General features: G+C 67.9%; 8 protein-coding genes. 4 read left to right on the forward strand and 4 right to left on the reverse strand.

The annotated features are described in order from the left end of the window. The first annotated feature begins 56 nt into the window (after positions 1-56). From trpA to BRAO375_RS22775, 4 genes are all read left to right on the forward strand, one after another. Complete coding sequence (gene trpA, locus BRAO375_RS22760) at positions 57-893, forward strand: tryptophan synthase subunit alpha (RefSeq protein WP_035641693.1); 837 nt, start codon at positions 57-59, stop codon at positions 891-893. Between the two features lie 93 nt (positions 894-986). Next, a complete protein-coding gene (accD, locus tag BRAO375_RS22765) occupies positions 987-1925 on the forward strand; it encodes an acetyl-CoA carboxylase, carboxyltransferase subunit beta (protein ID WP_009029805.1) in 939 nt (312 codons plus the stop codon). Further along, positions 1922-3259, forward strand: a complete 1338-nt coding sequence (locus tag BRAO375_RS22770) for a bifunctional folylpolyglutamate synthase/dihydrofolate synthase (RefSeq protein WP_009029806.1) — start codon at positions 1922-1924, stop codon at positions 3257-3259. Before accD ends, BRAO375_RS22770 begins: the two co-directional genes overlap by 4 nt. Before the next feature lie 12 nt (positions 3260-3271). Then, positions 3272-4012, forward strand: a complete 741-nt coding sequence (locus tag BRAO375_RS22775) for a metallophosphoesterase family protein (protein ID WP_009029807.1) — start codon at positions 3272-3274, stop codon at positions 4010-4012. Here the strand turns inward: BRAO375_RS22775 and BRAO375_RS22780 are convergent, their stop codons facing one another. The 4 genes from BRAO375_RS22780 to addB all read right to left on the reverse strand — a co-directional run bounded on the left by BRAO375_RS22780 (position 4013) and on the right by addB (position 12208). Beyond that, positions 4013-5026 (reverse strand): ATP-dependent DNA ligase, encoded by a 1014-nt coding sequence (locus tag BRAO375_RS22780; RefSeq protein WP_009029808.1) that lies wholly within the window; start codon positions 5024-5026, stop codon positions 4013-4015. It lies immediately after the preceding gene. A 142-nt stretch (positions 5027-5168) separates the two neighbouring features. Then, on the reverse strand, positions 5169-5492 hold the full coding sequence (gene trxA / locus BRAO375_RS22785) for a thioredoxin (protein WP_006611141.1): 324 nt from the start codon (positions 5490-5492) through the stop codon (positions 5169-5171). 102 nt (positions 5493-5594) lie between these two features. Beyond that, positions 5595-9068, reverse strand: coding sequence for a double-strand break repair helicase AddA (gene addA / locus BRAO375_RS22790; protein ID WP_035641696.1), 3474 nt, complete (start codon positions 9066-9068; stop codon positions 5595-5597). After that, the gene (gene addB / locus BRAO375_RS22795; protein WP_009029810.1) at positions 9062-12208 is read right to left on the reverse strand and encodes a double-strand break repair protein AddB; all 3147 of its coding nucleotides are present in this window, start codon (positions 12206-12208) and stop codon (positions 9062-9064) included. The genes addA and addB overlap by 7 nt, the downstream gene beginning before the upstream one ends. Positions 12209-12512 lie beyond the last annotated feature (304 nt).

Here is a 12512-nt window from a genome sequence, read left to right on the forward strand (position 1 = left end):
CTTCGCAGCCGACCTCTCCCCACAGGGGAGAGGTATAGCATGCTCTGGGCCGCCCGATGACAACGAGAATGGATGCGCGCTTCGCGCAGTTGAAGACGGAAGGCCGCTCGGCATTCGTCACCTTCGTGATGGGGGGTGACCCCGATCCGGAGACCTCGCTCGCGATCGTCAAGGCGCTGCCGCAGGCGGGCGCCGATATCATCGAGATCGGCATGCCGTTCACCGATCCGATGGCCGATGGGCCGTCGATCCAGGCGGCGGGCCTGCGCGCGCTCAAGGCCGGCATGACCTTGAAGAAGACGCTGCAGCTGGTGCGCAGTTTTCGCGAGAGCGACGCGGCCACGCCGATCGTGCTGATGGGCTACTACAACCCGATCTACATCTACGGCGTCGACAAGTTCCTCGATGACGCGAAGACCGCCGGTGTCGACGGCCTGATCATCGTCGACCTGCCGCCGGAAGAAGACACTGAGCTGTGCATTCCGGCGCTGAAGGCCGGGCTCAACTTCATCCGCCTGGCGACGCCGACGACCGATGACAAGCGGCTGCCGGCCGTGCTCGCGAACACCTCCGGCTTCGTCTACTACGTTTCGATCACCGGCATCACTGGCGCCGCTGCGGCCGACTCCTCCGCTGTCGGTGCGGCTGTCGCACGGATCAAGCGCCATACGGCGCTGCCCGTCTGCGTCGGCTTCGGCATCCGGACACCGGAGACCGCCCGCGCCATCGCCGCCAATGCCGATGGCGCTGTCGTGGGCACGGCCCTGGTCGATGCCTTGCGGGCCAGCCTCGATTCGGAGGGCCGCGCGACGCCCAAGACCGTCAGCGCCGTCGCGGATCTCGCCGCTGCCCTGGCCCAGGGCGTGCGCGGGGCGCAACAGGCGGCGGAATAGATCGTCAACCAAGCCTACGGGAGCGTCGCGGCCGGCTTGCCGTGGCGCTGCCGTCCCGCCATATATCCGGGCGACCGCAAAACGGAGCTTTTCATGAACTGGCTTACCAATGTGGTTCGGCCGAAGATCCGCAACATCCTGCGCCGCGAGACGCCGGAGAACCTCTGGATCAAGTGTCCGGATTCCGGACAGCTCGTGTTCTACAAGGACGTCGAGGCCAACCAGTTCGTCATCCCCGGCTCCAACTACCACATGCGCATGGGCGCGGGCGCGCGGCTCAAGTCGATGTTCGACAATGAGACCTGGTTCGACGTCGCGCTGCCCGAGGTGACACCCGATCCGCTGAAGTTCCGTGACGAGCGCCGCTACGCCGACCGCATCAAGGATGCGCGGGCGCGCACCGGCATGAACGATGCCGTCAAGGTCGGCTTCGGCAAGCTCGAAGGCATGGGCGTCGTCATCGCCGTGCAGGATTTCGATTTCATGGGCGGCTCGCTCGGCATGGCCGCGGGCGAGGCGATCGTGCGCGGGCTTGAGCTTGCGGTCGAGAAGAAGTCGCCCTTCATCGTGTTCGCGGCCTCCGGCGGCGCGCGCATGCAGGAGGGCATTCTGTCGCTGATGCAGATGCCGCGCACCACGGTCGCCGTGCAGATGCTGCGCGAGGCCAAGCTGCCCTACATCGTCGTGCAGACCAATCCGACCACCGGCGGCGTCACCGCGTCCTACGCGATGCTCGGCGACGTCCACATCGCGGAGCCCGGCGCGCTGATCGGCTTCGCCGGCGCCCGCGTCATCGAGCAGACCATTCGCGAGAAGCTGCCCGAGGGTTTCCAGCGCGCCGAGTACCTGCTCGATCACGGCATGGTCGACATGGTCGTGCACCGTCATGATTTGCGCCCGACCTTGGCGCGGCTGTGCCGTCTGCTGACCAAGGCACCGGCCGTCGAACACGCCAAGCCCGCGCCGCAGCTGCCGCCGCCGGCCAAGCCCGCCGAGACGGCGGAAGCGCCGGCGGTCGCAACGAGCGCGTGAACGCTTCTGCCGCCCAGCCTTCGCTCGACGAGCTGATCACGCGGCTCTCCGCGCTGCATCCGAGCAAGATCTCGCTCGGGCTCGAGCGCATGCACCGGCTGCTGGCGCAGCTCGATCATCCCGAGCGCAAGCTGCCGCCGGTGATCCACGTCGCCGGCACCAACGGCAAGGGCTCAACGGTCGCTTACCTCAGGGCGATGCTCGAAGCGGCTGGCCTGCGCGTCCACGTCTTCACCTCGCCCTGGCTGGTGCGCATCAACGAGAGCTACCGACTCGGCCAGGTCGGCGGCGGCGTCCTTGTTGATGACGACGAGCTGATCTCTGCGCTGCTCGAATGCGAACGCGTCAATGCCGGCGCGCCGATCACCTTCTTCGAGGTGAAGACCGTTGCGGCCTTCGTGCTGTTCGCCAAGCATCCGGCAGATGTCGTGCTGCTCGAAGTCGGACTCGGCGGCCGGCTGGATTCGACCAACGTGGTCGAGCAGGTCGCGGCCTCCGTGCTGACGCCGATCAGCATGGACCACATGGAATTCCTCGGCGACACCCGCGCGCTGATCGCGGCCGAGAAGGCTGCCATCATCAAGCGCGGCTGCCCGGTGATCTCGGCCGCGCAGGAGCCCGACGCGATGGCGGTGATCGAGCGCGAGGCCAGGCGCCAGCGCGCGCCGCTGTTCGCCGCGGGCGAGAGCTGGCACGTCAGCGTCGAGCGCAACCGTCTCGTCTATCAGGACGATCGCGGTCTCCTGGATCTGCCGGCACCCAAGCTGTTCGGCCGGCATCAGTTCGATAATGCGGGTCTTGCGATCGCCGCGTTACGTGCGCTCGATCAGTTCAAGCTCTCGACCAAGGCGTTCGAGGACGGCATCGTCAACGCCGAATGGCCGGCGCGGATGCAGCGGCTGTCGAACGGCGCGCTGACCGCGATCGCGCCGCAGGGCGCGGAGATCTGGCTCGACGGCGGCCACAACGCCGAAGGCGGCCGCGTCGTCGCCGCGGCGATCGGCGATCTCGAAGAGCGGGTGTCGCGGCAGCTCGTCGTCATCGTCGGCATGATGGGCAACAAGGATGCCGCCGGCTTCCTCGCCAATTTCGCCGGGCTGACGCGGCACATCATCGTCGTTCCGATCCCGAACGAGAGCAAGGCGATGGCGCCGGCCGATCTCGCTGCTGCCGCGCGCACGCTCGGCATGCGCGTCGAGATCGCCGACGGCGTCGCGTCCGCGCTCGCCGGCATCGCGCGGCTTGCCTACGAAGTGCCGCCGCGTATTCTGATCACGGGGTCGCTCTATCTCGCAGGCCACGTGCTCGACCTCAACGGCACGCCGCCGACCTGAGGACAACATCGTATGCGCTTTGCCGCGATCGCCGACGTCCACGGCAATCATCTCGCACTCGAAGCCGTGCTCGCCGATATCCGTGCGCAAGGCGTGACCGAGATCGTCGATCTCGGCGACATGGCGAGCGGCCCGCTGGACGCGCGCAAGTCGCTGGACAGGCTGATGGCGCTCGAGGCCGTGCATGTGCGCGGCAATCACGATCGCTGGCTGATCGATCGCCCGTTCGAGAAGATGGGCGCGTGGGAGCGCCCGGTCTATCCGCAGCTCGACAGGAAGCATCTCGATTGGCTGCGCACGATCCCGGCGACGGCGGTCTATCGTGATCAGGTGTTTCTTTGTCACGCCACGCCTGACGATGACAACGTCTACTGGCTCGAAACCGTCGCGCCGGAGGGCGCGATCACCTGCGCGCCGCTCGATCAGATCGAGAAGCGAGCCGCAGGCATTTCGCAATCGCTGATCCTGTGCGGCCATACGCACACCGCGCGCGCTGTGCGGCTGCGTGACGGTCGGCTGATCGTCAATCCCGGCAGCGTCGGCAGCCCCGGCTACTCGTACAACGTTCCCCATCCGCATGTCGTGCAGGCCGGTACGCCCGACGCGCGCTACGCGATCCTGGAGCTGACGCCGGCCGGTTGGAGCGTAAGCTTCCGCCATGTGCCCTATGATAACAGCGCAATGGCCGAGCTGGCGCGCGCCAATGGCGACGCAGAGTTCGCCTCGGCGCTGGCGACCGGCTGGATCCGCTGATCAGGCGAGCAGCTTCAGGGGATCGGCGACCTTCTGCTTGAGCTGCTCGAGCGTGCATTGCTTCGGCGATTTGTCCGGGCGCCAGCGCAGGATCGAGGTGCCGTGGCGGAAGCGACCGCCGGAGAAATGGTCGTAGCAGACCTCGATCACGAGCTTCGGCTTCAGCGGGCACCATTCCGCGGAGCGTTCCGTCGACCACCGGCTCGGCCCGCCCGGCGCGTTGCCGGTGAAGCCGGGCGGCGAGATCAGCGGCTCGAGCTTGTCGGTCAGCGCGGGCTTCTCCGCGGCCTTGAGCGCGGAGGTGAAGCCGACGTGATGCAGCAGGCCGTCATCGTCATAGAGGCCGAGGAGCAGCGAGCCGACCAGCTTGCGGCCGTTCATCCCCTTGTTCGTGGCGTAGCGAAAGCCGCCGAGCACGCAGTCTGCGGAACGATAACGCTTGATCTTCTGCATTCCGTCGCGATTGCCCGCCTGGTAGGGCAGGTCGATCCGCTTGGCGATCACGCCGTCCGAGCCGCCACCGGACTGCGCCAGCCAGTCCTGTGCGGTGGCGAAGCGAGTTGTTGCCGGCGATAGCCGGAAGGTCGGATGCCCAGCAAAATTAGCCTTCGCAAACGCCTCCAGCGCCGGACGCCGCTCGTGCAGCGTCTGCGCGATCAGCTCCTTCTCTTTCGCCGTCGCCAGCAGATCGAAGGCGAGGAACAGCGCGGGCGTCTCGGCCGACAGCTTCTTCACCCGGCTGGCGGCTGGATGAATTCGCTGCAGCAACGCGTCGAACGAGAGCGACTTGGCTTGCGGCACCACCAGTTCGCCGTCGAGCGTGAACCGGGCGGCCTTCAGCTCGCGCGCCGCAGCGACCACCTCGGGGAAGTAGCGCGCGAGATCCTCGCCGGCCTTGGACTGCATCGTGACCGCCGCGCCGTCGCGCGCCAGCAGGCAGCGGAAGCCGTCCCATTTCGGTTCGTACTGCCACTCCTTCCCGCGCGGGATCGCCTCCACCGAGCGCGCCTCCATGGCCAGCAGGCCTGACTTGCGGGAGGCGGAGCGATGAGCACGGGCGGGCATGGCGGGACCTGAAAACGCGGAAAACACCTCTCTCAACGCAAAACGGCCGGCGTTTGCGCCGGCCGTTCGAGAAAAATCCTGGTTCCAGTCGTCACATCGACGACGAGATCCACTGCTGCAGCTTGGCCTTCGGCGCGGCGCCGACCTGGCGGGAGGCCATCTCGCCGCCCTTGAACACCATCAAGGTCGGGATCGACATCACGCCATACTTCGAGGCCGTCTTCGGGCTCTCGTCGACGTTCAGCTTGACGATCTTGACCTTGTCGCCCATCGCGCTGGCGATCTCGTCGAGCGCCGGCGCGATCATGCGGCACGGGCCGCACCACTCGGCCCAGAAGTCGACCACGACCGGACCGTCGGCCTTGAGCACTTCGCTTTCGAAATCGGCGTCGGAAACCTTGGCTACGGCGGCCATGGAAATTACCTCGTTGGGTTGGAGGGAGCGGCGCTGACATCGCGCCGCCTCAGCGTGGGTGTCAAAGTATGAATGGCATCATGCTTGGTCAAGCGCGCTCACTCAGTCGTGCTGGGATGGCAGCATGGCGTCCAGCGCGGAGACCGGAAGCTCCATGAATTCAGGGGCTTCGGTCCAGAGCAGGGCGGCCCGCACCGCCCTCCCGGGGTACAGCTGGCCGAGCACGGCGCGGTACAGCGCGAGCTGCCGGATATAGGCCTGCGGCACGTCGGCCAGGTCCGAGGGCGGTTGCTGATTGGTCTTGAAGTCGACGATCAGCACCTCGGCCTCGGTCACCACCAGGCGGTCGATCTGACCGGAGACCAGCGCCGCAGGCTGCGCGGCCAGTGCCAACCGGCCGACGATGGAGACCTCTGCGCGGCTGCCCGGCGCGAACACCGCCGCAAAGCGGGGATCTTCGAGCACGCCGAGCACGCTGTGTGCCAGCCCGTTGCGGTCGTCCTCCGGCCAATCCGGCGCATTGCGCAGCAGGTATCGCAACGCGGCATCGCGCCGCCGCTCGGCTGCCACCTCCGGCAGCGACTGCAGCAGGCGGTGCACCAGCGTGCCGCGCTGCATCGCGAGGCTGCGGGCGGCGAGCGATTCGCCTGAGCGTACCGGCCGCTCGTCGGAGGATGGATCGGACGGCCGGAGCACGGCGACCTCGCCGGGCGCCTCGATAGCCGCCGTGCGCAGCCACGCCGGCAGCTCGACCGCCGTCTCTACGATCTGCCGGGCCTCATCGCTGGCGGTCTCGGCGATGTCCTCGGCGCGCGCGTAGCGCTTGACCGGCCCATCCTCGGTCTCGGTCACCTCGACCTGCAGCCCCGCCGCGTCGAGACCGCGCGCCATCAGGTCATACCAGCTGCCGCCGCGCACATTGGTCATGTTGCCCGGCATGCAGCCGCCGATCACCAGCCGATCCGCGGCGCGGGTCATCGCGACATAGAGCAGGCGGCGATATTCGTCCTCGGTCTCCTTGAGCATCGCCACGCGTGCCGCCGCGACGGGCTGCGGGTCGTCCGCCTTGCGGCCGGCCCAGACCACGATCTCCTGCTCGCCATGCGGCACGTGGATCAGCCGCAGCCGCTGCGAATCCGCCGGCGACGAGGTCGTGTCGACCAGGAACACCACGGAGGCTTCGAGACCCTTGGCGCCGTGCACGGTCATCACGCGCACCTCGTCGCGCGAGATCTCCATGTCGCGCTTCACCTCGGTGTCTGCGGCGCGCAGCCAGGCGACGAAGCCCTGCAGCGAGGCCGGCGCCTTGCGCTCGTAGGACAGCGCCAGCTCGAGGAATTCGTCGAGCGCGTCATTGGCCTCGTGGCCGAGCCGCGCCAGGATGCGCCGCCGTCCGCCATCGCCGCCGAGCAGCCAGGCGTAGAACGCGAACGGCGTGTCCTCGGCCGCGCGACGCTCGCATTGCTGCAGCCGTCGAACGACCGCTTGTAGTCGCGCGTCATCAGCGGCATGCGTCGTGAGGGCCTCGCGCAAGCTGCCGCGACGCTGCCAGGCGAGCTTGAACAGATCATCATCGTCGAGCCCGAACAGTGGGCTCTTCAGCGCGGTCGCCAGCGCCAGATCGTCCTGCGGCAGCAGCAGCGCGTCGGCGAGGTTCATCAGATCGATGATCGCGATGTGCTCGGTCAGCTTCAGCCGGTCGGCGCCGGCGACGGGGATGCCGGCGTGCTTGAGCGCCTGGATCACGGCATCGAACGCGGTGCCGCGCCGGCGCACCAGGATCAGCATGTCGCCATAGCTCAGCCGCCGCCGCGCGCCGTCATGGCCGGTCATGGTGCCGACGCGGATCAGACGCTTGATCTCGGCCTGGATGCGCCGGGAGAGCTTCACCTCGGGACTGGTGACGGACACGCCGTCGAACGGCGCGCGCCAGCCCTCGATCTCCTTGCGATCATCGCGCTCGCACAACGACCACAGTTCCACCAGGCTCGGCCCGGCGTCGGTCAGCGCGTTGTGGATGGGGTAGCCGATATCGGGCGAATGAATGCTGCTGTAGACCTCGCGCTCGCGGAACACGTGGTCGACCGCGTGCAGCACCGTCGGGCCGGAGCGGAACGAATAGGTGAAAGATACTGGATCGAACAGCAGGCCGGCGTCGGTGAAGCGCTTCTGCAGCTGGCGCCGTCGCGCATCGAACTCGTGCGGGTCGGCGCCCTGGAACGAGAAGATCGACTGCTTCTCGTCGCCGACTGCGAAGATCGTGCGCGTCAGCCCGTCGCGCGCGCCGGCGCCTGAGGTGAACTCCTCGATGATGTGGGCGACGATGTCCCACTGCCGCGGGCTGGTGTCCTGCGCCTCGTCGATCAGCACGTGGTCGACGCCGCGGTCGAGCTTGTAGTGCACCCAGCCGGCGGAGACGCGGTTCAGCATCGCCAGCGTCTTGTCGATCAGGTCGTCATAGTCGAGCAGCCCGCGCTCTTCCTTCTCGCGGCGATAGTTCGCAGCAGCCGCGGTCGCGATCTGCAGCAGCGCCTCGGTGCGGTCGCGCACCACGGCGGCGCGGCGCTTCTCGATCAGGCGGTCGAGCCGGCGTGCCTCCGAGTCGAACAGGCCAGCAAGGCCGGGATTGTTCTCGGCGAACTTCTTGGTCAGCACCGATTTGCGCGGTTCCCTGTCGTCAGTCAGGAACACGCAAAGATATTCGTCGACCTGATCGCTGCCCGAAAACGCCAGCGCGGCGCGCAACTGGTCCGCCTGTTTCTGGTCAGTCTTGGCCCCGCCGTCCAGCCGGCCAGCGATGTCGGTCCAATCCGCGCGCGGCAGATTAGGACCATCAAGGATGTCGCGCTCGATCGCTTCCAGCGTCTCATCAGCACCGATGCCAAGGACTTCGCCGAGATGCTGCGCGGCGACCTCGACGCGGCCGGCGCCATCGGTCCAGGCCATGAAATGATCGCGGCTCAGGCAGGCCTCGCGTACGACCTCCTTGAACGTAGAGTCGGCGGCATTGGCCATCGCCACCTGCAGCGCGCGGCCGACCGCGCTGTCGGGCGCGCGCGCCGCGTCGAGCAGCACCTTGAGATTGGCGCGCTCCATCATCTCGGTCTGGTCGCGCTCGTCGAGCACCGAAAACCGCGCCGGGACATTGGCCTCGAACGGAAATTGTTGCAGCAGCCGGGTGCACAGCGCGTGGATGGTCTGCACCTTCAATCCGCCCGGCGTCTCCAGCGCGCTGGCGAACAGCTTTCGTGCCGACGCCCGCAGCTTCTTGTCGGACGTGAGAATGCCGGTGGATTTGATGGCGCTGTCGAGCGCATCGTCGTCGAGCGTGACCCAATGGCCGAGCGTCGAGAACACGCGCTCGGCCATGTTGGCAGCGGCGGCCTTGGTGAAGGTGATGCAGAGGATCTTCTCCGGCGGCACGCCGTCGAGCAGCAGCCGGATCACGCGCTGCACCAGCACATGCGTCTTGCCCGAGCCGGCATTGGCCGACACGAAGGCGGACGCCGCCGGGTTCGACGCGCGCGTCTGCGCGTCGCGCACGGCCTGCGGAATGGGGCGGGGCGCCTTCACCATTCCTCCACCCCCAAGCCGCCGGCCGCCGACCATTCCTTGATGCGGGCGAGGTCGTCATAGCTGCCGTAGCGGTTGGCCCACATCGACAGGTTCAGCGAGGTGTAGCCCTGGTTGACGTCCTCGAAGCTGCGGATCAGCTCTTCCAGCTTGTTGCGCGCCTCCTGCGCGGCCTGGTCCGGATGCTGCGGCGTGTCGCTCTTGTTGATCTTCAGTTCGAGAATGCGCTCCTCGCCCGGCGGATTGTTGCCGGACAATCGGACATAGACAAGCTGACTGATCAGGCTGCCGGCGGGGATGCCGTCGAAGCCGCCCTCGCGCAGGATCGCGGCCTCCAACGTCAGCTGCGGCGACAGGCCCATGCGCACCTGCTTGGCCGTCGGCGGCTGTCCGGTCTTGTAGTCGAGGATGGCGTAGGTGCCCTCGGCGCGCTGCTCGATGCGGTCGGCACGCGCCGACAGCATGAAGGTGCGGTCCTTACCCAAAGGAATTCCGATCTCGCCGCGGATCTCCGCGGTGATCGCGCCGATCTGCTCGCGTCGCGCCGTCTCCCAGGCCGCGAACCAGCCGGCGATCCGCTGGAAGCGCGGCCACCACAGCGCCCGCGCCTCAGGCCGCTCCATCAGCGGCGCAAAATGCTTCTCGCCGATCACCCGCAGCGCATGCGCCGGATGCAGCGGCAGCTCCTTCGCGAAGGTCTGTGTGAACTCGCCGATCGCTTCGTGGATCGCCGAGCCGCGATCGGCGGCCGACAGCGGCATGTCGACGGGGTCGAGCGGATCGAGCCTGAGGATGTAGCGCGCGAAGATCGTGTAGGGATCGCGCAGCCAGTCTTCGATGGCAGTCACTGACATGCGCAGCGGCCGAGCCTCCAGCGGCGGCTTCGGTGCCGGCTGCTCGACCGGCTTCACTTCCCTCGGCTGATCGAGCACCTCGGCATAGCGCACGTAGGTCTCGCCACGCGCGGCCGCCGCCTTCCAGCGTTCGGCGCCCGCCACCGCTTCGAGCCGGTGCAGGAAGCGCGAGGCCACGGCCGGCGCACCACCGGATTTTGCAGCGTGCGTCAGGATCACCTCGGGCGCACCGAGCAACTGCGCGAAGTCATGCGCGGAGAGGCCGATGCGGCGCTCCGGGAGATCGAGTCCGAGCTGATGCCGCATCGGACGGCTCAGCCAGGGATCGATGCGCGGTGCCGGCGGCCAGACGCCCTCGATCAGGCCGCCGATGATCATGCGGTCGGCCTGCATCAGCCGTGCTTCGAGCGGGCCGTAGATCTGCAGCTGCGCGCCGTGGCGCTCGGGGCGGCGCACCGCGCGATCGGAGAAGGCAGTGTGGAACAGGTCCGGATAATCCGACAGCGGCGCCATCAGGCCGCAGCGCTCGCCGGAGGCGAGCAGATCATCGAAGCAGCGCGCCAGGGCCGCGCCGTCGCGGTCGGTGAAGGCGGTGGTGAGGCCGACATCGTCGGCCGACAGCGCGATCAGCACCTCGCGATGCCGCGCGGCCAGCTCGGCGAAATCCTGCGGGCGCGGGGAGGCGAGATTTTCCAGCGGGGCGAGCGCCGTCTGCAATTGCGCGATCAGCGCACCGGCCTGGTCGAGCTGTTCGGGCCTGAGCCGCGCGCGCGGCTCGGCGCGGTGCAGCGATGACGCCTCGCCCTGATGCAGTTTGACATGCTCGTCGCGGAAACGCGCGAAGTCGCGCGCGAGTCCGCTGCTGCCGGCTTGAGGGCGGGTGCCGCGAAGCAGCGCTAGCTCCAGCGTCTCGATCGCATGCTTCCAGCCATGAGCGGCGCGGCCGAGACGGCACAGCGGATGCTTGAGCAGCGCGAGCAAGGTCGGCGGCTCCAGACCGCGCACGGCGGCTTCCGCGGCGAGCCGCGCGAAGATGCCGGCCGGTGTTTCCAGCAGCGCGTCACCGCCGGAGTCATCGAAGGTCAGATGCCAGCGCGTCAGCGCCGCCATCACGCGGCGCGCCAGTGCGCGGTCCGGCGTCACAAGTGCGGCCGATTTGCCGAGATGGCGCGCCTCGCGCATGGCGATCGCGATCGCCAAGGCTTCCATCTCCGGATTGGGCGCGGCGACGACAGAGAGATTGTCCATCGCTTCGGCGATATTTGCAGCGATGTCGAACTGGCGCAGCCGCTCGTGCCACACGGCGGTCGCCTCCGATGGCCGCATCGCTTCGGAGATCAGCACCTCGCGGCCGCCGCGGCCGGGAGGCACGAGGCGAACGACATCGCGCCGCTCCAGGCCGAAGCGCTTGAGCAGCAGGTGCATGGCATATTGCGGATGGTTGACCGCTGGCGGGGTAATCACCCGTCCGGAACGATCCTTGGCGCCGCCGATCGAGCTCCATGCCGGCTCGTCGAGATCGGTATCGAGCCCGGGCAGCACGACGGCGCCATGCGGCAGCTTGGCCACCGCGAGCAGGAACTTTGCGGTCGCGGGCATCGAGCCGGTGGAGCCTGCGGCAATCACCGGGCCGTCCGGATGCGCCGACAGCCGCGCGGCTTCGGCGGCGATGAGGAGATCGCGCCGTGCCGCCGGCTCGATGCGCTCGATCTCCTGCAGATAGGCTGGCCACGCCGTGCGCGCGATGCGCAGGAACTCGAGCGAATATTGCCAGTATTTGTCGAGCTGATCCGGCACCAGCGCATCGAGCGCATCCCAGGATACGCCGCGCGTGACCATGTCGTCGATGAGACGCGCGAGGTCGCCGGCGAGCGCCAAGGTCGAGGCCGGGCCGCCGATCACCAGCGGTGCCGACACCGGCGTCTTGGCCCAGGCCGCGACCAGCCGCGCCAGCGTCAGTCGCCGCTGAAGGTCGTCAAGCCGCTCCGGAATCTCCAGAGGCGCGGGCCCCAGGAAGGCGTCGCGATCCTCAGCGAAGGCCAATTCGTCCTCGTCGATGTCGCCGAGCGCGACGAGGCGCGGCAGCACCGCGGCATCGGTCTTCAGCTCGTCGAGGAACATTTCGCGCGCGACACGGAGCGAGCGCCGCGTCGGCAGATACAGCGTGGCCGTCGCGAGCCGCGCCGGATCGCTGCGCGCCTCAAAACCGTCGACCAGCCGGCCGTCGACCAGCGCCGCAATGACGCTGCGCAGGAACGGCGCGGAGATGGGAACGGTGAAGACGCGCATGGCCCTGCGATTCGCGGTTGCTCAGGGCGTCTATATAGGGAGCGGCGGCCGGAAGGTCATACCCGGGGTGTGGATGGGTGTTGATAGGTGCGTGGCCTTCCCGCGGGTTAGGCACCCGTGCGGGGAAAGTCCCAACTACAGCTCTGTTTTCCGCGGTCATCGCCCGGTTCAACCGGGCGATCCAGTACTCCGTGACGGTCGGGTTTCGATCGATAGGCCGCGGCGTACTGGATTGCCCGCTTTCGCGGGCGATGACGGTGGATTTGTGGAACGAGCTACTCACCCACCGTCATTGCGAGCGCAG

The organism is Bradyrhizobium sp. ORS 375, assembly GCF_000239775.1.
Taxonomy (GTDB): domain Bacteria; phylum Pseudomonadota; class Alphaproteobacteria; order Rhizobiales; family Xanthobacteraceae; genus Bradyrhizobium.